Origin of the sequence: Stenotrophomonas maltophilia (assembly GCF_013464485.1) — a bacterium.
GTDB lineage: Bacteria > Pseudomonadota > Gammaproteobacteria > Xanthomonadales > Xanthomonadaceae > Stenotrophomonas > Stenotrophomonas maltophilia_AW.
In genome coordinates, this window is the sequence record NZ_RAUX01000052.1 from 1 (window position 1) to 24248 (window position 24248).

26 protein-coding genes are annotated in these 24248 nt (G+C 66.8%); 13 read left to right on the forward strand and 13 right to left on the reverse strand.

Translation table 11 applies throughout. The features are described from left to right. Window positions 1-60 precede the first annotated feature (60 nt). The 4 genes from D7Y61_RS19845 to D7Y61_RS19860 all read left to right on the forward strand — a co-directional run bounded on the left by D7Y61_RS19845 (window position 61) and on the right by D7Y61_RS19860 (window position 3435). A complete protein-coding gene (locus D7Y61_RS19845) occupies window positions 61-909 on the forward strand; it encodes a MurR/RpiR family transcriptional regulator (RefSeq protein WP_180868787.1) in 849 nt (282 codons plus the stop codon). 13 nt (window positions 910-922) lie between these two features. Next, window positions 923-1702, forward strand: coding sequence for a L,D-transpeptidase family protein (locus D7Y61_RS19850; RefSeq protein WP_258010434.1), 780 nt, complete (start codon window positions 923-925; stop codon window positions 1700-1702). After that, a complete protein-coding gene (locus D7Y61_RS19855) occupies window positions 1699-3000 on the forward strand; it encodes an APC family permease (RefSeq protein ID WP_180868789.1) in 1302 nt (433 codons plus the stop codon). Before D7Y61_RS19850 ends, D7Y61_RS19855 begins: the two co-directional genes overlap by 4 nt. 111 nt (window positions 3001-3111) lie before the next feature. Continuing rightward, window positions 3112-3435 (forward strand): hypothetical protein, encoded by a 324-nt coding sequence (locus D7Y61_RS19860; RefSeq protein WP_180868791.1) that lies wholly within the window; start codon window positions 3112-3114, stop codon window positions 3433-3435. A gap of 102 nt (window positions 3436-3537) precedes the next feature. Here the strand turns inward: D7Y61_RS19860 and yiaA are convergent, their stop codons facing one another. After that, the gene (yiaA, locus tag D7Y61_RS19865; RefSeq protein WP_180868793.1) at window positions 3538-3990 is read right to left on the reverse strand and encodes an inner membrane protein YiaA; all 453 of its coding nucleotides are present in this window, start codon (window positions 3988-3990) and stop codon (window positions 3538-3540) included. Window positions 3991-4157: 167 nt separating this feature from the next. On the opposite strand from yiaA, the gene D7Y61_RS19870 reads away from it, so the two are divergent. After that, window positions 4158-5327, forward strand: coding sequence for a PQQ-dependent sugar dehydrogenase (locus tag D7Y61_RS19870; protein ID WP_180868795.1), 1170 nt, complete (start codon window positions 4158-4160; stop codon window positions 5325-5327). Window positions 5328-5373: 46 nt separating this feature from the next. Here D7Y61_RS19870 and D7Y61_RS19875 read toward each other — a convergent pair whose 3' ends face one another. The 4 genes from D7Y61_RS19875 to folB form a co-directional block, all read right to left on the reverse strand. Continuing rightward, window positions 5374-5907 carry a hypothetical protein gene (locus D7Y61_RS19875; RefSeq protein ID WP_180868797.1) on the reverse strand — a complete coding sequence of 178 codons (534 nt, stop codon included), beginning with the start codon at window positions 5905-5907 and terminating at the stop codon, window positions 5374-5376. Window positions 5908-6039: 132 nt separating this feature from the next. Continuing rightward, on the reverse strand, window positions 6040-8214 hold the full coding sequence (locus D7Y61_RS19880; RefSeq protein WP_180868799.1) for a glycoside hydrolase family 3 N-terminal domain-containing protein: 2175 nt from the start codon (window positions 8212-8214) through the stop codon (window positions 6040-6042). A gap of 128 nt (window positions 8215-8342) precedes the next feature. Beyond that, window positions 8343-9614: a mechanosensitive ion channel family protein gene (locus D7Y61_RS19885; RefSeq protein WP_180868800.1), complete on the reverse strand. Its 1272-nt coding sequence runs from the start codon at window positions 9612-9614 to the stop codon at window positions 8343-8345. Between the two features lie 71 nt (window positions 9615-9685). Continuing rightward, window positions 9686-10039 (reverse strand): dihydroneopterin aldolase, encoded by a 354-nt coding sequence (gene folB / locus D7Y61_RS19890; RefSeq protein ID WP_049426942.1) that lies wholly within the window; start codon window positions 10037-10039, stop codon window positions 9686-9688. 365 nt (window positions 10040-10404) lie between these two features. Between folB and D7Y61_RS19895 the strand changes: the two genes are divergently transcribed. Beyond that, the gene (locus D7Y61_RS19895) at window positions 10405-11064 is read left to right on the forward strand and encodes a hypothetical protein (protein ID WP_111111324.1); all 660 of its coding nucleotides are present in this window, start codon (window positions 10405-10407) and stop codon (window positions 11062-11064) included. Between the two features lie 33 nt (window positions 11065-11097). Here the strand turns inward: D7Y61_RS19895 and tsaD are convergent, their stop codons facing one another. Further along, a complete protein-coding gene (gene tsaD, locus D7Y61_RS19900; protein ID WP_049444518.1) occupies window positions 11098-12123 on the reverse strand; it encodes a tRNA (adenosine(37)-N6)-threonylcarbamoyltransferase complex transferase subunit TsaD in 1026 nt (341 codons plus the stop codon). A 166-nt stretch (window positions 12124-12289) separates the two neighbouring features. Here tsaD and rpsU point away from each other — a divergent pair, with 166 nt between their 5' ends. Both rpsU and D7Y61_RS19910 read left to right on the forward strand, forming a co-directional pair. Then, complete coding sequence (rpsU, locus tag D7Y61_RS19905; protein ID WP_002808376.1) at window positions 12290-12505, forward strand: 30S ribosomal protein S21; 216 nt, start codon at window positions 12290-12292, stop codon at window positions 12503-12505. Between the two features lie 133 nt (window positions 12506-12638). After that, entirely contained in the window at window positions 12639-13085 is a 447-nt protein-coding gene (locus tag D7Y61_RS19910; RefSeq protein ID WP_180868802.1) for a GatB/YqeY domain-containing protein, read from the forward strand. A gap of 78 nt (window positions 13086-13163) precedes the next feature. Here the strand turns inward: D7Y61_RS19910 and D7Y61_RS19915 are convergent, their stop codons facing one another. Then, a complete protein-coding gene (locus D7Y61_RS19915; RefSeq protein WP_258010435.1) occupies window positions 13164-14102 on the reverse strand; it encodes a hypothetical protein in 939 nt (312 codons plus the stop codon). A gap of 213 nt (window positions 14103-14315) precedes the next feature. Between D7Y61_RS19915 and D7Y61_RS19920 the strand changes: the two genes are divergently transcribed. Genes D7Y61_RS19920 through D7Y61_RS19935 form a run of 4 tightly spaced genes read left to right on the forward strand, consistent with a single transcriptional unit; the run spans window position 14316 to window position 18554 of the window. Beyond that, window positions 14316-15227 carry a YihY/virulence factor BrkB family protein gene (locus D7Y61_RS19920; RefSeq protein WP_180868804.1) on the forward strand — a complete coding sequence of 304 codons (912 nt, stop codon included), beginning with the start codon at window positions 14316-14318 and terminating at the stop codon, window positions 15225-15227. Between the two features lie 59 nt (window positions 15228-15286). After that, a complete protein-coding gene (dnaG, locus tag D7Y61_RS19925; RefSeq protein ID WP_180868805.1) occupies window positions 15287-17026 on the forward strand; it encodes a DNA primase in 1740 nt (579 codons plus the stop codon). A gap of 27 nt (window positions 17027-17053) precedes the next feature. Further along, a complete protein-coding gene (locus tag D7Y61_RS19930; RefSeq protein ID WP_180868807.1) occupies window positions 17054-17554 on the forward strand; it encodes a fused DSP-PTPase phosphatase/NAD kinase-like protein in 501 nt (166 codons plus the stop codon). A gap of 28 nt (window positions 17555-17582) precedes the next feature. Continuing rightward, window positions 17583-18554, forward strand: coding sequence for a bile acid:sodium symporter family protein (locus D7Y61_RS19935; RefSeq protein ID WP_180868809.1), 972 nt, complete (start codon window positions 17583-17585; stop codon window positions 18552-18554). 105 nt (window positions 18555-18659) lie between these two features. Here the strand turns inward: D7Y61_RS19935 and D7Y61_RS19940 are convergent, their stop codons facing one another. The 5 genes from D7Y61_RS19940 to D7Y61_RS19960 all read right to left on the reverse strand — a co-directional run bounded on the left by D7Y61_RS19940 (window position 18660) and on the right by D7Y61_RS19960 (window position 23076). After that, on the reverse strand, window positions 18660-19481 hold the full coding sequence (locus tag D7Y61_RS19940) for a calcium-binding protein (RefSeq protein WP_180868810.1): 822 nt from the start codon (window positions 19479-19481) through the stop codon (window positions 18660-18662). A gap of 136 nt (window positions 19482-19617) precedes the next feature. Then, window positions 19618-20511 carry a heme o synthase gene (gene cyoE, locus D7Y61_RS19945; protein ID WP_180868812.1) on the reverse strand — a complete coding sequence of 298 codons (894 nt, stop codon included), beginning with the start codon at window positions 20509-20511 and terminating at the stop codon, window positions 19618-19620. A gap of 4 nt (window positions 20512-20515) precedes the next feature. Further along, window positions 20516-21679: a COX15/CtaA family protein gene (locus D7Y61_RS19950; RefSeq protein ID WP_180868814.1), complete on the reverse strand. Its 1164-nt coding sequence runs from the start codon at window positions 21677-21679 to the stop codon at window positions 20516-20518. 10 nt (window positions 21680-21689) lie between these two features. After that, complete coding sequence (locus D7Y61_RS19955) at window positions 21690-22259, reverse strand: hypothetical protein (RefSeq protein ID WP_180868816.1); 570 nt, start codon at window positions 22257-22259, stop codon at window positions 21690-21692. A 109-nt stretch (window positions 22260-22368) separates the two neighbouring features. After that, window positions 22369-23076: an SURF1 family protein gene (locus tag D7Y61_RS19960; protein WP_180868818.1), complete on the reverse strand. Its 708-nt coding sequence runs from the start codon at window positions 23074-23076 to the stop codon at window positions 22369-22371. 57 nt (window positions 23077-23133) lie between these two features. On the opposite strand from D7Y61_RS19960, the gene D7Y61_RS19965 reads away from it, so the two are divergent. Next, the gene (locus D7Y61_RS19965) at window positions 23134-23352 is read left to right on the forward strand and encodes a twin transmembrane helix small protein (protein ID WP_099551637.1); all 219 of its coding nucleotides are present in this window, start codon (window positions 23134-23136) and stop codon (window positions 23350-23352) included. Window positions 23353-23372: 20 nt separating this feature from the next. Here the strand turns inward: D7Y61_RS19965 and D7Y61_RS19970 are convergent, their stop codons facing one another. Next, window positions 23373-24248 carry a cytochrome c oxidase subunit 3 gene (locus D7Y61_RS19970; RefSeq protein WP_180868819.1) on the reverse strand — a complete coding sequence of 292 codons (876 nt, stop codon included), beginning with the start codon at window positions 24246-24248 and terminating at the stop codon, window positions 23373-23375.

Sequence of the window (24248 nt, forward strand, 5' to 3'; positions counted from 1 at the left end):
CCCCATAATTCGCTTTATGCGGCCAACCGCAACGCCTTTGCAGACCCCCGGACACCCCGCATGCCGCCCCTGCTGAAGATCCGCACCGAGCGCGGGCAGATGTCGGCCATCGAACGCCGCATTGCCGATTTCATCCTCGACAACGCCCACCTGCTGCGCGACTACTCCTCCCAGCAGCTGGCCAGCGCGCTGGGCATCAGCCAGTCCAGCGTGGTGAAGTTCAGCCAGAAGCTCGGCTTCAAGGGCTACCCGGACCTGAAGTATTCCATCGGCCAGGATGTCGCCCGCGCCGGTACCGATCCACAACAGGCACCCCGCGAACCCGACAGCGGCGATGATTACCTGCGCCTGGGCGACGCCCTGCGCCGCAGCAAGGCGCAGGCCGAAGAGGAAACCCGCCAGGCCAATCCGCGCGAAGAAATCGAGCGCATCGTGCAGCTGCTCGATGGCGCACCGAAACTGTTCGTCCATGGCCTGGGCGATGACGGCCTGTTCGCGCGCGAGTTCGCCATGCGGCTGTCGCTGCTCGGCCTGCTGGTGGTGCCGCATACTGACCCGATCCTGATGCTGGCCAACCTGTCGGCCGCGCGCCCGGGCGATGCGCTGCTGGTGTTCTCCGAGTTCGGCAACCTGCCACAGCTTTCGCAGCTGTCGCGCCAGTTCCAGGACATGGGGGGCAAGGTGATTTCCATCACCCGCCACACCGCCAACCCGCTGCGCGCGCATGCGGATGCGGCACTGGTGGTATGTGCGCACGATCGCACGCCGCAGGTGGCGCAGCTGCTGTACCGTAGCGCCATGCACGCCCTGCTCGATTTCCTGTTCGTGCTGCTCTGCCACACCAATCCGGATCGCCAGCAGCAGCTGGCGGTGAACCTGGAGCGGATCGACCACCTGCTGGATTCCTGACCGGAGCACCTGCATGAACCGCCTGTTCCATCGCGTCATCGCAGCCGGGCTGCTGGCCCTGCTGCCGCAGTTTCCAACCGCAGCCCTCAGTAAAAGGCTCCCTCCTCTGGTGCACAGCCAGCAGGTCGTGGTGGTGGTCACCGACAGCTGGGATGCCAGCCAAGGCAAGCTGCAGGCCTACACCCGGGACGCCAAGGGGTGGCAGCCGCACGGTCCGGCGTTCGACGTGGCGATCGGACGCACCGGCAGCGCCTGGGGGCTGGGGCTGACCGGCATGCCGGCGAACGGTCCGCAGAAGCGCGAAGGCGATGGCCGCAGCCCAGCCGGCGTCTTCGCGATCGGCAGCGCGTTCGGCTACGCAGGGAAGGCCGCCACCGGTCTGAACTACCAGCAGATGCAGCCCACACACTACTGCATGGACGTACCGGCCTCGCCGCAGTACAACCAGATTGTCGACGCACGCGAGGTCGGCGCTGAGGCAGTGAAGGGCTCCACTGAACCCATGCGGCTGGACCTGCACAACAAGGGGGATGTGCGCTACCGACAGGGTTTTGTGATCGCCCACAACGCCTTCAACGATCCAGGCTACGGCAGTTGCATCTTCGCCCATCTGTGGCGTCAGCCCGGTGAGGCCACCGCCGGCTGTACCGCCATGACCGCCGCTCACATGCGCACCCTGCTGGCCTGGCTGAGCGATGAAGCACAACCGCGGTTCGTGCTGCTGCCGCGCGCGCAGTACCACGAGTATCAGGGACCGTGGGAACTCCCCGAACTGACGGAAGCACTGCGTTGAGCACCCCGGACGAACCGCAGCTGCAGCGCGCGGTCAGCCGCTGGCAGATCGTCGGCCTGTCGATCAACGATGTGATCGGCAGCGGCATCTACCTGCTGCCGGCCGCCACCGTCGCCCTGCTCGGCCCGTTCAGCCTGTGGGGCGTGGTCGCCGCCGGCATCGTCGTCGCCCTGCTGGTGCTGTGCTACGCGCAGGCCGCCAGCTACTTCGATGAGCCCGGCGGCAGCTACCTGTACGCCCGCGAGGCGTTCGGGCGCTTCGCCGGTTTCGAGATCGGCTGGATGATCTGGCTGACCCGCATCAGTTCGGCCGCTGCGCTCAGCAACGCGCTGGCCGATGCAGTTGCGCGTTTCTGGCCGTGGGCCGGTGCCGGCCTGGGGCGCATCGCGGTGATCGTGGTGTCGCTGGGCTTCCTCACCGGCGTCAACATCATTGGCGTGCGCTCGGCCGCGCGGACCGGCGTGGTGCTGGTGATCGGCAAGATGCTGCCGCTGCTGCTGTTCGTGGCCATCGGCGCGTTCTACATCGACCCGCAGCTGGCCTTCTCCGGCCAGCGCCCGGACCCGCACGACCTGCAGCGCATGGGTGAAGCCGCGCTCCTGCTGCTGTACGCCTACGCCGGTTTCGAGAACATTCCGGCCGCAGCCGGCGAGTACCGCAATCCGCGCCGCGACATTCCGTTCGCGCTGATCACCATGATCATCACCGTCACCGTCATCTACGGCGCGGTGCAGGTGGTGGCACAAGGCACGCTGGCCGGCCTGTCCAGCTCGGCCACGCCGCTGGCCGATGCCGCCGCGGGCTTCGGTGGCGAAGCGCTGGCGCTGATCCTGACCGTCGGTGCCACCATCTCCATCCTCGGCACCAACAGCAACACGATGATGATGGGCCCGCGCTTCCTGTTCGCACTGGCCCGCGATGGCTACGGGCCGAAGATCCTGGCGCAGGTGCACCCGCGCTTCCATACCCCGGCCGCCTCGATCCTGTGCCAGGGCCTGATCGCACTTGGTCTGGCGCTGTCCGGTTCGTTCGTGCAGCTGGCGCTGTTGTCGATGACCACGCGGTTGTTCGCCTACATCGGTACGGCTGCTGCGGTGCTGGTGCTGGCCAAGCGCTTTGCCGATCGCCCAGGCGCGCTGAAGCTGCCCGGCGGACCGTTGATTCCGGTGCTGGCGCTGCTGCTGTGCCTGGCGCTGTTCGCCAGTGCCAGCTGGCAGAACATCGCCGCTGCGCTGGTGGCGTTCGCCATTGGTGCGGTGATCTACAAGCTGCCGCGCAAGGATGCCGACGCCGGGTGACCGGTAGCGCCGGGCCATGCCCGGCGGATTGATCTGGCGATCACGCTGCCGGACCGGGCCGTTAACCGCCACGCAGGCACGATCAGGCTTCGTCAACAACGGAGCCCTTCCATGGCTGAGTACCAGATCCCCGGCCGCGTACCGGACGACAGCACGCCGCGCGATGCGGTCAGCAACTACTGGCGCGAACGCTATACGGCCGAGCCGTACTACGACGACCAGCTGTTCTTCGAGGACTATGAACCGGCCTACCGCATCGGCCACGCCGCCCGCGCACAGGACATGATCCGCGCCTACGAACAGGTCGAAGCCGAGCTGGAATCGCGCTGGGCCAATGAACGTGGCCGCAGCCGGCTGGAATGGGCGCAGGCGCGCGGTGCTGTGCGCCGTGGCTGGGAAGACGCGCAGCTGGCGGATCCGCGGTTGAAGCGATAACGCCATGCACTTGTAGAGCCGAGCCTGCGCTCGGCTCAGTCGAGCATGGCTCGACTCTACAGAAATCCTGCGGGAGCCGAGCGCGGGCTCGGCTCTACAGAATCACTCCTGTTCCGGCAGCGGTGGCACGACCGTGCTGCGCTTGCTCTCACCACCACCTGCGGCGATCAGGTCGCGGGTGTTCTTCTGCACCGCCACTGCACCGAACAGCGACAGCGCGTAAGCCATGCCGTAGAAGCCCTTCTCGCTGGGTGCCAAGGTGGCGTTCCACAACCCGACCAGCAGCAGCGCCAATGCCGAAAGCAGCGCGAACCAGCACAGCCCGTAGTACAGCGCACTCACAGGAATGCCCTCGACACGATCGCGCACGCTCTTCTGCAGCGATACTGCGGCAAACAGGCCGAACAGCAACAGGGTGAGGTAATAGCCCTTCTCGTTGAGCGCCATTGCGGCGTTGAACAGGCCGATCAGGTAGGCCGCCGCGCCCAGCAGCAGGGCAACCCACGAGGCGGCGACGAAGGCGGTGGACGGCTTGTGCGGCATGGCAGTGTTCATTGCGGATCCTTGCAGGCAGGCGGGCATGCTTTGCCCGGGCGTGCCCACCCTAGACGATCCCGTCGCCCCCGCACAGGGGGCGCAGGACCTTCGGGCCACGACGATCACGGCTCCAGTGGTATACAAGGGACAGCCCGGCCATCCGCATCCCCGCCCTGGAGATACCCATGACCCGCACACCCCTGCTGCTCGCCCTCGGCCTGGTGCCGATCCTCGCCACTTCTGCCTGCAGCGCCGCCGACCCGGCCGCCAACGGCGCCCAGGCCGCCGCCCCAGCAGCCTCCACCGCGACCGACCAGCGCCCGTTCACCGCCACCGAGGTCAGCCGCTTCGACCAGCCGTGGGCGATGACCTTCCTGCCCGACGGCAGCCTGCTGGTCACTGAAAAGCGTGGCAAGCTGCAGCATCTGGACCTGGCCAGCGGCCAGAAGCATGAGATCATCGGCGTTCCGAAGGTCGCTTACGGTGGCCAGGGTGGCTTTGGCGACATCATCCTGCACCCTGATTTCGCCCGGAATCATGTCGTGTACGTCAGCTACGCCGAGGAAGGCACGCTGGACACCCGCGGTGCTGCCGTGGCCCGTGCCACGCTGGCGCTGGACGCCAGCGGTGGTGGCCAACTGAAGGACCTGAAGGTGATCTGGCGGCAGAGCCCAAAGGTCAGCGGTGAGGGCCACTACGGCCACCGCCTCGCCTTCGGCCCGGACGGCAAGCTGTGGATCAGCTCCAGTGAGCGGCAGAAGTTCGATCCGGCCCAGGACATGAGCGGCAACCTTGGCAAGATCATCCGTCTCAACGACGATGGCAGCCTGCCCGCCGACAACCCGTTCGCCTCGCAGGGCGGCGTGGCCGCGCAGGTCTGGTCATTGGGCCATCGCAACATCCTGGGCATGGCCTTCGATGCCAACGGCACGCTGTGGGCGCATGAGATGGGCCCGGCCGGCGGCGATGAGCTGAACCTGATCGTGCGTGGCGCCAACTACGGCTACCCGATCGTCTCCAACGGCGACCACTACGATGGCCGTCCGATTCCCGACCATGACACCCGTCCGGAGTTCGCCGCACCGAAGGTGACCTGGACGCCGGTGATCTCGCCGGCCGGCTTCGTGATCTACAGCGGCACCCTGTTCCCGCAGTGGAAGGGCAGCGGCTTCATCGGTGGGCTGTCGTCCACCTCGCTGGTGCGCGTGACGTTCGACGGTGACAGCGCGCGCGAAGCCGAGCGCTTCAATATGGGCGAGCGCATCCGCGAAGTGGAACAGGGCCCGGACGGCGCCCTGTGGCTGCTGGAAGACGGCAGCAAGGCGCGCCTGCTGAAGCTGACGCCGAAGGCCTGATCGGCACCTTTTTCCGGAACGGCCCCGCATGCGGGGCCGTTTCCGTTTACTGGATGGTGATGACCTTCACCTCGGTCTTCGTGCAGGCCTGGTCCAGGCACTGCCCGTTCAACCACACCTGTCCATCGCCAATCATCACGCCCTGCTGGTTGACGAAGACCTTGCCGAAGTCCTGTTCGGACACCGCCTTGACCACCGCCGGGGTGATGATCTTCTCGTAGCCGCGCTGGAACTCCCCCGGGCCGGTGATCTTCTTTCCACCGGCAATGTTCAGCGGGAAGTGCACTTCTTCCACCACGGCGGCGCGGTCACCACCCACCACGGCAGCCTTGAACGCGTTGAACACCGTTTCGTACTGCGCGGCATCGCCGAGCACCGCGTCGATGCGCGCACGCGCGTCCTCGGCAGGCACCTCCGCTGCGGGTGCCACCGGTGCGGAGGCAGCGGGTTCAGCGGCAGGCGTCGCCGCGGCATTGGCCTCCATCGGCGGCGGTGCATCCACCGCAGGCTCGGCCGGCGGCACCGGTTGCGAACACGCGGCCAGCATCAGGGCGGAAATCAACACGGCAATCGTGCGCATGCGCGGGCATCCATCGGTTCAAGAATGCCGATGGTAGCGCCCCCACAGTGACGGCAACAAAAAAGGGGACGGAGGGGATCAAGTCGTTTGTGGCACAAACGACTTGATCCCCTCCGTCCCCTTTTTCTTCGATCAGGCCTTCAGCAGTTCGAACTGCACGGCTTCACCGGCGGCGGAGGACGCGCAGACCCACAGGTCGAACTGACCCGGTTCGGCACGCAGCACGCCGTCGCGGCCGGTGAATTCCAACTGCTCGCGGGTCAGGGTGAACACCACTTCGGTCGACTCGCCCGGCTGCAGTGCCACCTTGCGGAAGTCCTTCAATTCGCGCACCGGACGCACGCGACTGGCCACGCGGTCGTGGATGTACAGCTGCACCACTTCCTCACCGGCCACATCGCCGCTGTTGGTCAGCGTGGTGGTGATGGTCAGGGTCTCGTCCCAGCCCAACTGCGCGGCGCTCAGCTGCGGCACGTCGTAGGCGAACGTGGTGTAGCCGATGCCATGGCCGAACGGGTACAGCGGCTCGTTCGGAATCTCGCGCCAGCGTGCCTTGAACTCCGACATGGTCGGCAGTTCCGGGCGGCCGGTGCGCGGGTGGTTGTAGAAGTACGGCTGCTGGCCGGACACCTGCGGGAAGCTGACCGGCAGGCGGCCGGAGGGGCTGTAGTCGCCGAACAGCACATCGGCCACGGCATGGCCGGTCTGCGTGCCCAGGTACCAGGTGATGGCCACGGCATGCGCGTTGCGCACCGCACCCTGCAGGGCCAGCGCGCGACCGTTGCGCAGCAGCACCACCAGCGGCTTGCCGGTCATCGCCACGGCCTCGGCCAGCGCCTGCTGTGCCGGCGGCAGAGTGATCTCCACGCGCGACTGCGCTTCACCGCTGTAACGCTGCGGCTCGCCCAGCGCCAGCACCACCACGTCGGCGCGCAGCGCGGCGGCCACGGCCGCTTCGGTGCCACCCGGAATCGCGGTTTCCAGATCACAGCCCGGCACGATCTCCAGCAGCGCTTCGTCGCCGATGGCGGCACGCACGCCGGTTTCCAGGTCCACGTAGCGCGGCTTGTCGCCGAACAGCGTCCAGCAACCTTCGATGTTCTCGCGGTCCTGCACGAACGGGCCGATCAGGGCGATCTTCTGCCCGGTCTTCTGCAGCGGCAGCACGTTGTCGCGGTTGTTCAGCAGCACGATCGAACGGCGTGCAGCATCGCGCGACAACTCGTCATGCGCGGCGATGTGCGAGGTATCCGCTTCGCGCGCCGGGTCCAGCGAGCGGTACGGGTCGTCGAACAGGCCGATGGTTTCCTTCAGCCACAGGATGCGGCGCACGCCTTCATCCAGCACGCTCATCGGCACCTCGCCGCTCTCGACCAGGCCCGGCAGGTGCTCGGCGTAGAAGCCGCTCTGCATGCTCAGGTCCAGGCCGGCGGTGAACGCCTTGGCGGTGGCGTCGCGGTCGTCGGCGGCATAGCCGTGCGCGACCAGTTCCATGTCGGCGGTGTAATCGGAGATCACCACACCCGGGAACTTCCACTCACCGCGCAGGATGTCGGTCAGCAGTTCGGCGTTGGCGCTGGCCGGCACGCCGTTGATGTCGTTGAACGAGGACATCACGGTGATCGCGCCCGCGTCGAAGGCGGCCTTGAACGGCGGCAGGTGCACGTCGCGCAGGGTCTGCGGCGAGATGTCCACCATGTTGTATTCCATGCCGGCCATCACCGCGCCATAGGCGGCGAAGTGCTTCGGCGTGGCCAGCAGCGAATCGGCGGCGCGCAGGTCGCTGCCCTGGAAGCCACGCACACGGGCGGCGGCGAACGCACAGCCCAGCACCACGTCCTCACCGGCACCTTCGGCGCCACGGCCCCAGCGCTGGTCGCGGGCGATATCCACGGCCGGCGCATAGGTCCAGTGCAGGCCGGCAGCGGTGGCTTCGACGGCGGTGGCGCGCGCGGTGCGCTCGGCCAGGTCCGGTTCGAAGCTGGCCGCTTCACCCAGCGGGATCGGGAACACGGTGCGCATGCCGTGGATGACGTCGGCAGCCAGGATCACCGGGATGCCCAGCCGGCTCTCCTCGGTGGCGACCTGCTGGATGCGGCGGCCCAGTTCGGCACCGACACCATTGAACAGCGAGCCGACCTTGCCCTCGCGCACCTGCTGCAGCACCTGGTCGGCATTGCGCACGTTGGCTTCCGGGTTCACGTCCGGGGCGAACGGGCGGACCATGTCCGCGAAGACACCCAGCTGGCCGACCTTTTCCTCGACGGTCATCTGGGCAATGAGGGATTCGATGCGATCGGAGGCCACCAGCAGTCCTTGATGAAAACGTTTACAAGCCCGGCATTCTAGCGATCCCGAGCCATTTGGCGAGAGGTTTCGTCATTCAGTTTCAGGCTCCAGCCGGATCCGTACGGTCCGGCCGGAGGCCTCGCAGCTTACTCCGAGCCGGCCAGCTGGCGCTGCCCGGCCATCAACATGGCATCGCTGGAGGCCTGGAACACGCGCAGGCCGAAGGCCGGCAGGATCGCCAGCAGGTGGTCGAAGATGTCCGACTGCACCGCCTCGTACTCGCCCCAGGCGGTGCTGCGGGTGAAGCAGTACAGCTCCAGCGGCAAGCCCTCGGTGGTCGGCTGCAGCTGCCGCACCAGCAGGGTCATGTCGGTATGGATGCCCGGGTGGCTGCGCAGGTAGCGCTCCACGTAGGCACGGAAGGTGCCCAGGTTGGTCACCCGGCGGCTGTTGACCTCGGCCACGCCCTGTTCGCGCAGGCGCCCGTTCCACTGCCCCAGCTCCTGTTCCTTGTCGTGCAAGTACTCGCGCAGCAGCGCGAACTCGCCGAGGAAGGCCAGGTCGCCCTCGTCCAGGAAGCCGACGCTGTGCTGGTCCAGGTACAGCGCGCGCTTGATGCGGCGGCCACCGGCCTCCTGCATGCCGCGCCAGTTCTTGAACGACTCGGTCACCAGCTTCTTGGTCGGGATGGTGGTGATGGTCTTGTCGAAGTTCTGCACGGTGACGGTGTGCAGCGCGATGTCGATGACATCGCCGTCGGCGTTCTGGCTGGGCATCTCGATCCAGTCGCCGATGCGCACGCGGCCATCGCCGCTGATCTGCACGCTGGCCACCAGCGACAGGATGGTGTCCTGGAAGATCAGCATCAGCACCGCGGTGGCCGCGCCCAGGCCGGTGACCAGATAGCGCAGGTCGACACCGGCCAGGGTGGCGACGATCGACAGGCCGGCGATCACGAAGATGACGATCTTGGCGACCTGCAGGTAGCCCTTGATCGGCTTGTTGCGGGCTTCGGGGCGACGTTCGTACAGGTCGTTGGCCGCATCCAGCGCATGCGAGATGGCCAGCACCACGGTCAGGATCGCCCAGGCCTGGCAGGCGCCGATGATGAAGCCCACCAGCCCTGGCGGCAGGTCCGGCACGATGCGGATGCCCGAGGCGATCACCTGGCTGGGCACCACATTGGACAGACGCGAGATCACCCGCATCAGGTGGCTGCCACGGCCGGTGTCAGCGCCCGGCAGGCGGTTGAGCAGACGTCGCAGCCCGCGCAGCAGGATGCGCTTGGTTACCCAGTTGGCCAGGCCGGCGGCGATCAGCAGCGCCGAGATCATCAACGCCAGGTAGGCGCCGGGATAGGGTTCCAGTGTGTTCTGCAGCTTTTCCAGCCACTGTACCGCCACCACCGCATCCACCATCAGTTGTCTCCTGTCTGTTTCGTTGTTGCCAAGGTTGCCGGCCAGCGGCCGGCACTACCGGGGTTACCGGGTCATTCCCGCGTGCGTTCGATGATCACGCCCACCGCGCGTGCGCCGCGCACCGCACCGGGCTTGCTCAGCTTCAGGCGCAGCCACTTCACGTCGAATTCGGTCAGCACAATCTGCGCGCAGCGCTCGGCCAGGGTCTCGACCAGGCCGAACTCCGACTCGCGCACGAACTGTTCCAGGCGCTTGCTCACCGCCTTGTAGTTCAGGGTGTGGGCAATGTCATCGGTGGCCGCGGGGCGACGGTTGTCGAAGCCCATTTCCAGGTCGAACACCAGATCCTGGCGGATCCGTCGCTCCCAATCGTAGATGCCGATCAGGGCGTCGATCGTCAGCCCCTCGATGAAAACCTTGTCCATTGCGCTTACCCGCCCGAATACAGGGGGCCATGGTAACGGCACGGCGGTGAGCCTGCCCGGAACGGACGGTGGATGACCGGCAGGGACGCGGCTCCGGAAAGAACAAAGGGCCCTGCTAGCGGGGCCCTTTGGTACTACCGTTTGTCCCCGGGGGGAGCTTTCTCGAGCCGCGAATCCCGGTGGCGCATGTGCCCAGACTAGTCAGTGAGCCAATAGCGGGTCAAGGCCAATCACGACAACGCAGCGGGAGGCATTCCTCCCAGCCGCAACGCGGAAAACCGGTCATGCGAACAAGGGGGTTGCCTGATGGTGATCGCCTCCCTCCGTGGCCAACATCGATCCTTCCTTCAACACCACGCACAACGATGGCTGCATACGATGCACTGAGGCGCGCGTTGTCAGCGGAGCGTCTGTCGACTTACGAAAGAATCGCATCGACCTGCAGCCCTGACGTCACTGCCGATTCCTTGTACGTCTGGAACATGCGGATGTGCGGTGCACTGATGATGCCCGTGCATCTCTGCGAAGTAGTCACCCGCAACGCGGCGGCCACGGTGCTCGCCCGGCAGCACGGCCCGCGCTGGCCCTGGAATGCGGCCTTCCGGCGCAGGCTGCCGACATCGTCATCCGCCTCGGCGAGAGCCGCGTTGGAACAGGTCGCCGGCCGCGCGACGGAGACACCCGAAATCGTCGCCAATCTGCCAATGGTGTTCTGGCAGCAGCTCTTCACCTGCCGCTTCGACGCCACATTATGGATACCTGCACTTGGTGGGGTTCTACGTCATGCGCCTTCGGCGCATCCCAGTGTCATCAGGAAAGCCATCCACGCAGACATTGGACGCATCCGCCACCTGCGCAACCGCATCGCCCACCACGAGCCGATTCTGGAACGTGACATCGGCGCTGACCTCGCCGCGATCGGGCGGCTGATCCACGCGCGCTGCCCGCACACGCTGGGCTGGCTGCAACGCCATGAGCGGGCGACGACGGTGCTGGCGGCGTCGCCGTTGGCGGGGCGTCGGTAGCACGTTCGCCGGGCGTGGCCCGGCGCCACCGGGTCAGACCGCCGGCAGGGTCGCCATGTCCCAGCGCGGGGTCACGTCCACCTTCGGTGGGCTGTGCTGGCCGGCCTGCAGGCGAAGCGCACCGGCGAAGGCGATCATCGCGCCGTTGTCGGTGCACAGTGCCGGCCGCGGGAAGCAGGCCCGGCCACCGAGTCGTTCGGCCATCTGCTTCAGGCGCGCGCGCAGGCGCGTGTTGGCACCTACGCCGCCGGCCACCACGATCACATTGGTCCCGGCCGCCTCCAGCGCGCGTTCGCACTTGATCGACAGGGTCTCGACCACCGCGTCTTCAAAGCCACGGGCGATGTCGGCGCGGGTCTGCTCGCTCTGGTCACTGTCACGCCAGGCCATCAGCACCTGGGTCTTCAGGCCGGAGAAACTGAAATCCAGCCCGGGGCGGTCGGTCATCGGCCGCGCGAAGCGGTACGCGCCCGGCGTCCCCTGCTCTGCCAGCCTGGCCAGCTGCGGGCCGCCCGGGTACGGCAGGCCCATCAGCTTGGCGGTCTTGTCGAAGGCCTCGCCGGCCGCATCATCCAGGGTCTCGCCCAGCAGGCGGTACTGGCCGATGGCGTCCACGGCCACCAGCTGGGTATGGCCACCGGACACCAGCAGCGCCACGAACGGCGCTTCCGGTGGGTCGTCTTCCATCAGCGGAGCCAGCAGGTGGCCTTCCATATGGTGTACGCCCACCGCCGGCACCTCCAGCGCCCAGGCCAGCGAGCGGGCCACGCCGGCACCCACCAGCAGCGCGCCGACCAGGCCGGGACCGGCCGTGTAGGCCACCCCGTCGATGTCGCCTACGCCGAGGCCGGCGTCGGCCAGAGTCTGGCGCACCAGCGGCAGCAGCTTGCGGACATGGTCGCGGCTGGCCAGTTCGGGCACTACACCGCCGTACTCGGCATGCAGGGCGATCTGGCTGTAGACCGCATGGGCGCGCAGGGCCGCGCTGCCGGCCAGGTCGGTGTCATACACCGCTACGCCGGTCTCATCACAGGAAGATTCGATGCCAAGGACTCGCATGCCTGCTATTATGACGCCCCTGCCGGTCCCTCGGGGACTGTGCAGAACCCTCTGCAATCGAACTACCGGCCCGTATTCAGGGTTGGCCGCTTGCAGTTTGTCGTTTCGCCGCTATAATGTGCGGCTCGCCGGGCGTGACCCGGTTCTACTGTGTCCCGGAGATTCCATGCCCAGCGTCAAAGTCCGCGAGAACGAGCCCTTCGAGTTTGCTCTTCGCCGCTTCAAGCGCACTTGCGAAAAGGCCGGTGTGCTGGCCGAAACCCGCAAGCGCGAGTTCTACGAAAAGCCGACCCAGGAGCGCAAGCGCAAGGCTGCCGCTGCTGTGAAGCGTCAGCTGCGCCGCTCGTCGCGCGACGTCACCAAGCGTCAGCGCCTGTACTGATCGGACGCATCTTCATTGCGGCGGGCCTGCCTGTCGCGATGGAGCCGAAGCCGGCACGCGCGAGCGTCGCCGGCTTTTTGCGTTTCCGGGCCCGGGCATCCGTCCTGCCCCACCTACCACCACGAGGTTCCTCATGAGCATGAAGCAGCAGCTCACCGAAGACATGAAGGCCGCCATGAAGGCGGGCGAGAAGCACAAGCTGGGCGTGATCCGCCTGATCAACGCCGCCATCAAGCAGCGCGAAGTGGATGAGCGCATCGAGCTGGACGACACCGCCGTGATCGCCGTGCTCGACAAGATGGTCAAGCAGCGCAAGGATTCGGTCAGCCAGTACGAAGCGGCCAAGCGCGAAGACCTGGCCGAGATCGAGCGTGCCGAGATCGTGGTCATCGAGGCCTACCTGCCGGCCAAGATGGGCGAAGCCGAAATCGTGGCTGCCATCCAGGCCGCCATCGCCGAGACCGGCGCCACCAGCCCGGCCGACATCGGCAAGCTGATGGGCGCACTGAAGCCCAAGCTGGCCGGCCAGGCCGACATGGGCCTGGTGTCCAAGCTGGTCAAGCAGCAGCTGGCCGGCTGAACACCGCCGCACCAGCCGCATGTGACAAGGCCCGCGAAATGCGGGCCTTGTCGTTTCAGTACGCGGTGGCGCTGTCGTTCAGACCTGGCGGCAGTTGCGCAGCGTCATCGAACTGCCTTCGACCGAACTGACCTCGCCCTCCAGCTTGGCCCAGTCGCGCTCGCGCAGCATGCTGAAGTTGGCGGCCTGGTCCGTCGCGAACTCGCAGCGGATGGTGTAGTTGTTGTTGTTGAAGGTGTCGTTCTGGCGGATCCGCAGCAGGCCGCGCTCCGGCGTCACCAGGTAGTTGATCGACCCCACTTCCCCCGGGCGGGTGGAGTAACTGTTCCGGTTGACCGTATACACCTGCCCATCGATGCGGTAACGGCGGCCGATGTACTTGGCGTACAGCGGCAGGAAGGTGGCCGAGCGATCGCCCAGGTCTTCCTTGTTGGTGGTGGTGCCCAGCATCAGGTCCTTGAAGCTGCCGGCAGCATTGTAGGCTGCCATCGTGCTGCGCACTTCCTTGCCCATCTTCTTGGACAGGTCCGGCGCGGCCACGTCTTCCGGCGCGGGCATCGGCTGCTTGGAGCGTGCCGCCGCGGCAAGCGCCTCGCCCTGGCTGCCGCCCTTCAGCTTGTCCAGCATGGCGCACATCGACTGCCGTGCGTCGTCCTGGCCGACGGTCTGGCCACGCGCCAGCTTGGTCGCCAACGTCACCCGGCCGGTGTGGTCGGCCGTACCGATCAGCACCAGCGGCGTACGCAGCCCCTTGGTCTGGATCAGGTACTGGTTGCCGGTGTTGCCTTCCACCAGCTGGCCACCCACTTCGAACTGATCCTCCGCACCGATCTGCCGCAGCTGGTCCAGCGCGCTCTGCACCTTCAGCCCCGGCACCGTGATGTCGGCCATGTACATCGCACCGTTGCGCGGATCCCCTACTGTCTTGAATGCCTTCTCACAGGCGGCCGATGCGGCGGCTGCCGAGCCGCTCACCGTCGCCAGCAACACCATCGTGGTGTAGACCATCCCTTTCATAACACGTCCTTCTGCAGAGAAATTGGAATGTCGCGGCCCTGCGCAGCGGCAGCCGGCCCCGGATACCGCGGCGGCAGCCCCCCTGCGCACCGTCGGTCCGGCGGAAGAATAGCGCGGACGCTCACGGAACGAAGTACTGAATAGGCACTTCACCCCGCGTGACGTCGTGATTTGCTAGAAAAACACTCTCCTGTCCGCCACCGTCGTCCGCTGATGCCGCATCCCCGCGCCTTTCTGCCTGCCGTTCGATCACACCTGGGAAAGCTGCAGGACAGCTTCCCCATGGCGGTCGCCAAGCGCTTCGTCGAGATCGACGTGCTGACCCAGGCCGCGTCGGTCTCCTTCTATGCCCTGCTGTCGATGGCCCCGCTGCTGGTCCTGCTGCTGTGGCTGACTGCCTCGCTGTACCCGCCCGCGCAGCAGGCGCTGATCGGCCAGATCAGCTCAGTGGCCGGCAGCAGCGTGGCCAGCGTGGCCGACACCGTGCTGCACAACGCCAACAGCCAGCCCAGCGTGGGTTCGCTGGCCGGGCTGTGGAGCACACTGCTGCTGTTTGTCGGTGCCACTGCCGTGTTCGCCCAGCTGCAGAACGCGCTGAACCGCATCTTCCACACCAGCGGGCAGCGCCTGGATGGCATCAAGGCGTGGCTGCGCAAGCGCGTGTTCTCGTTCGGCGTGGTGCTGGCGCTGGGCTTCCTGCTGATCCTGTCGATGACCGCCACCACCGCGCTGCAGGTGGTGTTCGCACAGCTGCCCTCGGTGCTGCCGGCGATCGGCTACCTGACCTCGCTGCTGCTGTACACGCTGGCCTTCGCCTTCCTCTACCACTACCTGCCCGACCGCCGCGTGGCCTGGCGCCAGGCCTTCATCGGCGGTGCCATCACCTCGGCGCTGTTCGCGCTGGGCCGCTACGGCATCGGCCTCTACATCGCCACCGTAGCCCCGGGCAGCGCCTACGGCTCGATGGGCGCGCTGGTGATCTCGCTGGTCTGGATCTACTACGCCACCGCGGTGTTCTTCGTCGGCGCGTTGATGACCGCGGTGATCGACGAACGCCTGTATGCGCGGGCGCAGCTGGCCCAGGACCGCACCGAAGAACCCGGCCCGGCCGTCGGCAGCGAGTAGACTAGGGAACCTGCCTTCCCTTCCTCGTGGCCCGATGGTCGCGCCCTGTCCTGTTGCCCATGGCCCGTATCCCCGACGCTTTCATCGACGACCTGCTCGCCCGCACCGACATTGTCGAGGTGGTGGGCAGCCGCGTGCCGTTGAAGCGCCAGGGCAAGGAGTACGCAGCGCGCTGCCCGTTCCATGACGAGCGCTCGGCCTCGTTCACGGTCTCGCCCACCAAGCAGTTCTATCACTGCTTCGGCTGTGGCGCGCACGGCACCGCGATCAGCTTCCTGATGAACTACGACCGCCTCGAATTCCTCGACGCGGTGGATGAGCTGGCCAAGCGCGCGGGCATGGACGTGCCGCGCAACGAGAACCCGCGCAGCCCCCAGCAACAGGACGACAGCCGCGAGCTGTATTCGGCGCTTGAGGCGGCCACCAGGTTCTTCCAGAACAATCTGGAAGGCAGCGACAAGGCGCGCAGCTATCTGGACGGGCGTGGCGTGGACGAAGAGAACCGCGCACGCTTCCAGATCGGCTACGCCCCGGATGGCTACAGCGGCCTGCGCGATGCGCTGGGCAAGGACGAGCGACGCATGAAGCTGCTCGACCGCGCCGGCCTGTTCTCCAAGAATGATCGCGGCCACGTCTACGACAAGTTCCGCGACCGGGTGATGTTCCCGATCTTCGACCGCCGTGGCCGGGTGATCGCCTTCGGCGGCCGCGTGTTCGAGAAGGACGACGGCCCCAAGTACCTCAACTCGCCCGAGACCGCGCTGTTCCACAAGGGCCGCGAACTGTACGGCCTGTGGCAGGTGCGCCAGGCCAACCAGAAGATCGAGCGGCTGATCGTGGTCGAGGGCTACATGGACGTGGTCTCGCTGTTCCAGTTCGGTGTCACCCAGGCGGTGGCGACGCTGGGCACGGCGACCACGCCGGACCATGCCGAGCTGTTGTTCCGCAACGCGCCGGACGTGTTCTTCTGCTTCGACGGCGACGCCGCCGGCCGCCGTGCCGGCTGGAAGGCGCTGGAGTCGGTGCTGCCGCGCATGAAGGATGGCCGCCAGGCCTTCTTCCTGTTCCTGCCCGATGGCGAGGATCCGGACACCATCGTGCGCAAGGAAGGCGCCGAGGCCTTCAACGAACGCCTGAAGCAGGCCACGCCGCTGTCGCAGTTCTTCTTCGACGAGCTCACCCGCGAGATCAACCTGGGTACGCTGGATGGAAAGGCCCGCCTGGCCGAGCGGGCCAAGCCGATGCTGGCGCAGATTCCCGATGGTGCCTTCGGCGATCTCATGAAACAGCAGCTGGGGCAGCTGACCGGGCTCGGCGGCAACGCCCAGGCGGCACGTTCGCCGATGCCACAGCGGCCGCCGGCGCGTACGATCCAGCCAGTGGCCAAGCGCAGCCTGGTGCGCGGTGCGATTGCCGTACTGCTGCAGCAACCGTCGCTGGCGCTGACGCTGGGCGGCAAGCACCACTTCCAGGGGCTGCGCTTGCCGGGCGTGGAGCTGTTGCTGGAGCTGCTGGGGCTGGTCGAACAGCGCCCGGACATCAGCACCGGCGCCCTGCTGGAGCATTTCGATGGCCGCGAGGAGCAGGCCTCGCTGCATACGCTGGCCGCACAGACACTGCCCGGCACCGAGGCCAGCTGGACCCAGGAACTGCACGACGCGGTGGCCCAGCTGGAGAAACAGCTGCTGGTGCAACGCCTGGAGGAGTTGTTGGCAAAGCAGCGCCAGCAGGGCTTGGACGATACTGACAAGTACGAACTGCGCGAGCTGCTGAAGGCCCGCGCCGGACTGCGCCTGTAGCGGCAGGACACTTTCACGGAGAGGACCATGCTGCTGCGCCTGACCTGCCTGCTGTTGTTGTCGCTCTGCTCGGCGCTGCCGGCCTGGGCGGCGGACCCCACCCTTGCTGAAGTCCGCCCCGGCCTGTACGCCGGTGGCCAGCCCTCCGCCGTGCAGCTGGGCGAACTGGCCGCACAGGGCGTGCGCACCGTGATCGATCTGCGCCAGCCCGGTGAGGACCGTGGCTTCGATGAGACGCACGTGGCCGAGTCATTGGGACTGCGTTATGTACGTATTCCGGTAGCCGGTGCCGAGGGACTGGATGCGGCCAACGTGCGTGCCGTGCACCAGGCCCTTCAGCAGAGCCAGGGGCCGGTACTGCTGCACTGTGCGTCCGGCAACCGCGCCGGCGCCGTGCTTGGCCTGGTCAACGCACGCTACGAGCACGCCAGCGCGGAACAGGCCCTGCAGCTCGGCCAGCGCGCCGGCCTGAAGTCGCTGGAAGCCGCCACCCGCCAGCGCCTGTCCACGCCTTCCACTTCGCCCTGACTCCACCGCACCAAGGACTCTGCCCACCATGACCCACTGGTGGTCGCGCCTGCGACCGGACAACTTCACCCTCGCCCTGCTGTGCACTGTCGGCCTGGCCTCGCTGCTGCCGATGAAGGGCGCCGCCGCCATCGTCCTCGACGATGTCACCACCGTTGCCATTGCCGCACTGTTCTTCCTGCACGGCGCGCGCCTGCCACGCGAGTCGATCATCGGCGGCATGCTGCACTGGCGGCTGCACCTGACCATCCTGGCCTGCACCTTCATCCTGTTCCCGCTGCTGGGGCTGATGTTCAAGCCGCTGTCGGGCTGGCTGCTGACCCCGGAGCTGTATCTGGGCGTGCTGTTCCTGTGCACCCTGCCCTCCACCGTGCAGTCGTCCATCGCCTTCACCTCGATGGCCCGTGGCAACGTGCCTGCGGCGGTGTGCAGCGCCTCGTTGTCGAGCATTCTCGGCGTGTTCCTGACCCCGCTGCTGTTGACCGCGCTGGCCGGCACCTCCGGCGGCGTGCACGATCCACTGCATGCGATCGGCGGCATCATGCTGCAGCTGCTGGTGCCGTTCGTGGCCGGCCACCTGCTGCGGCCGTGGATCGCTGGCTGGGTGGAGCGGCAGCGCGCGCTGCTGCGCTATACCGACCAGGCCACCATCCTGCTGGTGGTGTACTCGGCATTCGGCGAAGCGGTGACCGAAGGCCTGTGGAGCAAGACGCCGCTGCTATCGTTGCTGGCCGTAGCGGTGGTGGCCGCCGTGCTGCTGGGCATCGCGATGCCACTGATCACCTTCGTCGCCCGCCGCCTGCGTTTCAACCGCGAGGACGAGATCGCCATCGTGTTCTGCGGCTCGAAGAAGAGCCTGGCCACCGGCGTGCCGATCGCCAAGGTGCTGTTTGCTGGTGGCAGCCTCGGTGCGATCGTGCTGCCGGTGATGATCTATCACCAGATCCAGCTGATCGTCTGCGGCGTGATCGCGCAGCGGTATGCGCGGCGCAAGCCCTGACCCGACGGAGAAACATCCACGCATGGCGTGGAGCTGCTGTAGAGCCGAGCCCATGCTCGGCTGGTGGTTGAACGGCGCAGGTAGATCCACGCCATACGTGGATGATCACCAGACCGAATCGCTGTCCAGCAGCCGCGCCACGCTGAATCGCGGCAGCCATACCCTCAGGTCGTAGCTGCGGTCAGCACCGGTATCCACCCTGGGCGATGTCCCGGCATGACTCGGCAGCTGGCGCGCTTCGCAACGTCCAGGGGCGACACAGCCCCAGCCCTCCCCGCCACGCGCCTCGATACGCACGTTGTAAAGGTCCAGATCCTCCAGCAGTGCCGTCATCGGCGGGTGCGCAATCATCTTCGGCTGCGTACGCATGCCATGTACGTTGCCGGTCAGCACCAGCAACCGTGCATTGTTCGGCAATGCCTTTGCGCGCACGCGGACCTCTTCGGCCATCACCCGGTCGCGTGCCCCACTACCCGCCGTTTGGGCAGGCAGCAAGCGATCAAAACCGAATACCTGCACATCGCGCCCCCGGGTACGCAGCACGCGCGCCGCTTCAATCAGGTCGAGCATATCCTTGCTGCGACGGCCGTCATGCATGCGGCTGCGGACGCTCCAGTACGGCGTGCCACGCAATGCAGCGCGCGCCTTGGCCGTGCCGGAAGACGCCAGATAGGTCGCCAGCGCGGCGTTCTCGTCAGTCGGCAGCTCCAATGCCAACCGCACCGGTGTGCCATCGGCCGCGTAGGCCTCCATCAGTTCCCGAACCAGCACCGGCGTCTCACGCGTGCCATGGAACTCACCCAGTACCAGCAGGCGGTGATCACCGGCGTGCTGGCGGATCTGCGCAACGGTGTCGTCGGCATGCGCACTGAGGGCCATGCCCAGCGCCAGCAGCAGCGCGGCGGTCCAGCGGAAGATCGAATGCATCCCTGCTCGCTCCTTTCCTTGGGGTCAGGAACAGCAATGGCGACGCCGCTGGAAGAGATCAAGTGTAGAGCCGAGCCCACGCTCGGCTGCTCTTCCCCCCTCAGCCGAGCATGGGCTCGGCTCTACAGGTGGCGCCTTACAACCAGGGCAGGATCCAGTGGTCGACCAGCAGGAAGGCGAACAGCGCCATCAGGTACACGATGGAGTAGTGGAACATCTTCATCGAGAACAGTTCATCCGGCGGGTTGAGCATGCGCCAGGCGTACCAGAGGAACACGGCGTTGAGCACGATCGCGCCGCCCAGGTAGAACGCGCCGCTCATGCCCACCAGGTACGGCAGCAGGCAGACCAGCGCCAGCACCACCGAATACACCATGATCTGCTTGCGGGTGTGCACCACACCGTGGGTTACCGGCAGCATCGGGATTTCGGCCTTGGCGTAGTCCTCGCGGCGGAAGATCGCCAGCGCCCAGAAGTGCGGCGGGGTCCAGATGAAGATGATCAGCACCAGCAGCGACGAGTACGCCCAGTCCGACGAGCCCTGCATGCCGGTCACCGCGGCCCAGCCCAGCATCGGCGGCATCGCGCCGGCCAGGCCACCGATGACGATGTTCTGCGAGGTCGCGCGCTTCAGGTACACGGTGTAGATCACCGCGTAGCCGATCAGCGAGGCGAAGGTCAGCACCGCGGTGATCAGGTTCACCCACAGCACCAGGATGGTCATCGACAGCACGATCAGCACGCCGGCGAACACCAGCACCTGCCACGGCTTGACCTTGCCCACCACCAGCGGACGCCACGAGGTGCGCGCCATCTGCGCATCGATGTGCGCATCCAGCAGCTGGTTGATGGCGGCGGCGGCCGAAGCAGCCAGCCAGATGCCGAGGAAACCGAGCACGCCGGCGCGCACCTGGTCCCAGCTGGGTACGCCCGGAATGGCCAGGACCATGCCGACCAGGGCAGTGAAGACGATCAGGGCGACGACCTTGGGCTTGGTCAGGTCCCAGTACTGGCGGTAATTGGAAAACATGGAATCAGTCCGGGGCACGCAGGCGGGCCAGCAGGCTGACCAGCACGAACAACAGGGCAACGGCCACGCCGTTGTGGGCCACCGCCACTTCCAGCGGCAGCGCCAGCTTCACATTGAGGATGCCCAGGGTGACCTGCAGCACCAGCAGCGCGATCAGCGCGCTGGCCCAGCCACGCATGCTCGGCACCCGGAACAGGCGCACGCCCAGCCACAACAGGTAAGCGGCTACGACCACTGCGAACAGGCGGTGCGCCATCTGGATGGCGATGCGCGAGGCACCGTCCAGCACGCCGCCTTCGTAGTCCACGCCGATGCCGCGCCACAGGGTGAAACCCTCGACGAAGTTGTGCTGCGGCCACCACTGGTTGGCACAGCGCGGGAAGTTGTCCATCGACAAGCTGCCGCCGCCACAGGCCAGCGCCGCGTAGTTGGCGCTGACCCAGCCGCCCAGCGCGATCTGGGTGACCAGCACGGCCACACCGATGCGCAGCAGCCACTTCAGCTTCGGTGCTTCGGCCAGGGTGATCGGCATGTGCGTGGCGCGCCAGGCCATCCACACCAGCAGCGCGAACATCAGCATGCCGCCCAGCAGGTGACCCATCACCACGATGGGTTTGAGCAGCAGCGTCACCGTCCACATGCCCAGCAGGGCCTGGAAGATCACCACCGCCAGGGTCAGCAATGCAGCGCGCGCCAGGTCGATGTTGCTCCAGCGCAGCGCGGCGATCAGCAGGATCGCCTCGCCGATCAGGGCCAAAGCACTGGCGGTGCCATGCCAGCCCATCATGTACAGCGGTATGCCGGCGGCCACCAGCACGCAGGCGGTCACCACCGCCGTGCTTCCGAACCGGCGCTTACGCGTGGCCAGCAGGGCCAGGGTCAGGATCTCGATGCCCAGCGCGCCGGCCAGGAAGCGATGCACCTGCTCACGCCAGGCCTTGTGGGTTTCCAGCGGGCGGATCTCCGCCGCCGGGTGGCCGATGGTCTCTTCCACGTGCTGCGGCCAGGTGGCCTGGCCATAGCAGGTGGGCCAGTCCGGGCAGCTCAGGCCGGCATCGGACAGGCGTACGAAGGCGCCGAACATGATCGTGCTCGCGGTCATGATCATGGCGAACCACGCCAGGCGGTGGAAATTGCGATGCAGCGCCGGACGCGCGGAAAGGCTCATCAAACGGGACTCACTTCAGTTTCAGCAACGTGGCCATGTCCTTGCGCAGGCCGCCGAGGTCGGAGCCTGGTGCATGGCGCATGATCACGAAGCCGTTCGGATCGATCACGTAGACCGGCAGTCCCGCCGGATCATCGACGCCCGGCAACGCCGCGCGCAGGGCTGGCGACGAAGCCAGCGGCCGCAGCGCGGGCAGCGAGGCGATCGACGCCGGTGGCATACCCAGCCACAGGATCTCGACATTATCGGCGTTATGGCCGAACAGCTGCCACACCTTGCCCAGTCCCTGCGACAAAGTGACGCACTGTGCGTCGCAGGCACCGGCCGGCGCGACCAGCAGGCGCCAGGTGCGGGCCTCAGGGTTCCACGGATAGGGCTGGCCGTTGGCCAGCGTCGGAGCCTGCTGGCGCAGGTCCACCGGCGGTTTCAGCAGCTGGCCGGCATTGCGGTGCCCGGTGGGCTGCCAGCCAGAGAAGCGCAGCACGGCCGCCAGCGCCATCGCCCCGAAGAACACGGCAAACAGCAGTACCAGGGTCCGGCGGCCGGAGCCGCGCGCCTGCGGGGTGGTGGCGGTGTTCATGCGGGCATTTTCTCATGGTTGGGTGGAAGGAAGCGGTCGACGCTCTGGTAGCCCCCGACCTTGGTCGGGGGAGATGGTGCCGACCAAGGTCGGTACCCACCGGAGCCGGTCAACGCCGTCGCCTGCGCCACTCCAGCACCAGCGCCACCACCAGCACGGTCAAGGCCAGGCCGAACCACTGCACGGCGTAGCCCAGGTGGCGCTGCGGCGGCAGCGTGTTCGGCAGCAGGTCCAGGTCGCGCTCATCGCCGAAGGGCAGCGCCGGGTCCAGACGCAGTACGCGATCGGGAAGTGCCTGCACCTCCAGCGCGCGGGCCAGCCCTTCGGCCGGCAACCGGCTGGCCAGCCAGCGGCCCGCTTCACCCGTGGCGGAGAGTGCAGGGCCCAGTGCCAACCCGGCTGACGGCGGCGGCGCCAGCAGCCCGCGCACGGCCACCGGCGAAGGGGGCGCCGGCAGCTCCGGCAGGGTGCGATCCGGCGGCAGCGCGCGCCAGCCGAGATCGACCAGCAGCACGCTGCCCTCGTCACTGCGGAACGGGCGGTAGATCTTCACACCCGCGCGGCCGTGCCGGGTCTGGTTGTCCAGCAGCACCACACCGGGAAGGAAGCGACCGTGATCGGCCACGCCATGCAACGCGCCGGGCGCTGCGAGCGCCTGCGCCAACGACAGTACCTGCGCCGCAGCTGGACCTTGTGCATCCAACATTGCCTGTTTGGCATGCATGCGCTGCAGCTGCCACAGCCCCAATGCGGTGAAACCGGCCATTGCCAGCACCGCCAGCAGCCATCCGATCACGCGCGTGTGCTGGCGCATCATGACAAGTCCGCGCAAACGCGGTCAGATAGGCACATCCACCCTGCCCTCGAGCCGCGCATGAGTGATTCGCTGAAGACCCTGCTGGTAATCGCGTTTCTGATCGTCATCGTCTGGAATCTGGGCGCCGGCCTGTATTACCTGGTGGTCGACCGCGGCCAGACCAAGCGCACGGTCAACGCACTGACACGCCGCATCGCGGTGTCGGTGGCCTTGATCGTACTGGTGATCGTGAGCATCTACATGGGCTGGATCAAACCGCACGGCATCGGCGGCTGATGCCACCGATGCGCGGGTGATCAAAGCACGTAGACGAACATGAAGAGCATCAGCCAGACCACATCGACGAAGTGCCAGTACCACGCGGCGGCTTCGAAAGCGAAGTGGTTGTCGCGGGTGAAGTGGCCCTTGGCCGAACGCAGCCACATCACGATCAGCATGATCGTGCCCAGCAGCACGTGCGCGCCGTGGAAGCCGGTCAGCATGAAGAACGTCGAACCGTAGATGCCAGAACCCAGCGTAAGGTTCAGCTCCTTGTAGGCGTGGATGTACTCCTCCGCCTGCAGGGTGAGGAAGCCGAGGCCGAGCAGTACGGTCACGCCCAGCCAGATCAGCAGCTGGCGGCGGTTGCCGGCCTTCAGTGCGTGATGGGCAATGGTCAGGGTTACGCCGGAAGTGAGCAGGATCAGCGTGTTGATCAGCGGCAGGCCCCAGGCCGGGATGGTCTGGAAGGCGCCACCGATCGCGGCCGGGCCGTTGGTTGGCCATCCGGCGGAATAGCCCTGCCAGAGCAGCTCGTTGGTCATCACCCCGCGACCTTCACCGCTCAACCATGACAGGCCGAGATTGCGGGTATAGAACAGCGCGCCGAAGAAGGCACCGAAGAACATCACTTCGGAGAAGATGAACCAGATCATCCCCATCCGGAACGAGCCATCAACCTGCTGGTTGTAATTGCCCGCCTGCGATTCGCGCACCACGTCGCTGAACCACCAGAACAGGGTCAGCACCAGCATTGCGATGCCGATGTAGAACGTCCAGCGCCCCCAGCTGGCGTCGTTGAGCCAGCTGGCCACGCCCACCATGGTCACCATCATCGCGATGGAGCCTACGAACGGCCATTTGCTCTGGGCCGGGACGAAGTACACATTGGCGTCGGTCGGTGTCTGGGCCAT

Bases quoted from the DNA above. Each gene is read 5' to 3' on its own strand.
- D7Y61_RS19845 (WP_180868787.1), top strand. From the start codon at position 61: ATGCCGCCCCTGCTGAAGATCCGCACCGAGCGCGGGCAGATGTCGGCC.
- D7Y61_RS19850 (WP_258010434.1), top strand. From the start codon at position 923: ATGAACCGCCTGTTCCATCGCGTCATCGCAGCCGGGCTGCTGGCCCTG.
- D7Y61_RS19860 (WP_180868791.1), top strand. From the start codon at position 3,112: ATGGCTGAGTACCAGATCCCCGGCCGCGTACCGGACGACAGCACGCCG.
- yiaA (WP_180868793.1), bottom strand. From the start codon at position 3,990: ATGAACACTGCCATGCCGCACAAGCCGTCCACCGCCTTCGTCGCCGCC.
- D7Y61_RS19870 (WP_180868795.1), top strand. From the start codon at position 4,158: ATGACCCGCACACCCCTGCTGCTCGCCCTCGGCCTGGTGCCGATCCTC.
- D7Y61_RS19875 (WP_180868797.1), bottom strand. From the start codon at position 5,907: ATGCGCACGATTGCCGTGTTGATTTCCGCCCTGATGCTGGCCGCGTGT.
- D7Y61_RS19885 (WP_180868800.1), bottom strand. From the start codon at position 9,614: ATGGTGGATGCGGTGGTGGCGGTACAGTGGCTGGAAAAGCTGCAGAAC.
- folB (WP_049426942.1), bottom strand. From the start codon at position 10,039: ATGGACAAGGTTTTCATCGAGGGGCTGACGATCGACGCCCTGATCGGC.
- D7Y61_RS19895 (WP_111111324.1), top strand. From the start codon at position 10,405: ATGGCTGCATACGATGCACTGAGGCGCGCGTTGTCAGCGGAGCGTCTG.
- tsaD (WP_049444518.1), bottom strand. From the start codon at position 12,123: ATGCGAGTCCTTGGCATCGAATCTTCCTGTGATGAGACCGGCGTAGCG.
- rpsU (WP_002808376.1), top strand. From the start codon at position 12,290: ATGCCCAGCGTCAAAGTCCGCGAGAACGAGCCCTTCGAGTTTGCTCTT.
- D7Y61_RS19910 (WP_180868802.1), top strand. From the start codon at position 12,639: ATGAGCATGAAGCAGCAGCTCACCGAAGACATGAAGGCCGCCATGAAG.
- D7Y61_RS19915 (WP_258010435.1), bottom strand. From the start codon at position 14,102: ATGAAAGGGATGGTCTACACCACGATGGTGTTGCTGGCGACGGTGAGC.
- D7Y61_RS19920 (WP_180868804.1), top strand. From the start codon at position 14,316: ATGCCGCATCCCCGCGCCTTTCTGCCTGCCGTTCGATCACACCTGGGA.
- dnaG (WP_180868805.1), top strand. From the start codon at position 15,287: ATGGCCCGTATCCCCGACGCTTTCATCGACGACCTGCTCGCCCGCACC.
- D7Y61_RS19930 (WP_180868807.1), top strand. From the start codon at position 17,054: ATGCTGCTGCGCCTGACCTGCCTGCTGTTGTTGTCGCTCTGCTCGGCG.
- D7Y61_RS19935 (WP_180868809.1), top strand. From the start codon at position 17,583: ATGACCCACTGGTGGTCGCGCCTGCGACCGGACAACTTCACCCTCGCC.
- D7Y61_RS19940 (WP_180868810.1), bottom strand. From the start codon at position 19,481: ATGCATTCGATCTTCCGCTGGACCGCCGCGCTGCTGCTGGCGCTGGGC.
- cyoE (WP_180868812.1), bottom strand. From the start codon at position 20,511: ATGTTTTCCAATTACCGCCAGTACTGGGACCTGACCAAGCCCAAGGTC.
- D7Y61_RS19950 (WP_180868814.1), bottom strand. From the start codon at position 21,679: ATGAGCCTTTCCGCGCGTCCGGCGCTGCATCGCAATTTCCACCGCCTG.
- D7Y61_RS19955 (WP_180868816.1), bottom strand. From the start codon at position 22,259: ATGAACACCGCCACCACCCCGCAGGCGCGCGGCTCCGGCCGCCGGACC.
- D7Y61_RS19960 (WP_180868818.1), bottom strand. From the start codon at position 23,076: ATGATGCGCCAGCACACGCGCGTGATCGGATGGCTGCTGGCGGTGCTG.
- D7Y61_RS19965 (WP_099551637.1), top strand. From the start codon at position 23,134: ATGAGTGATTCGCTGAAGACCCTGCTGGTAATCGCGTTTCTGATCGTC.
- D7Y61_RS19970 (WP_180868819.1), bottom strand. From the start codon at position 24,248: ATGGCCCAGACACCGACCGACGCCAATGTGTACTTCGTCCCGGCCCAG.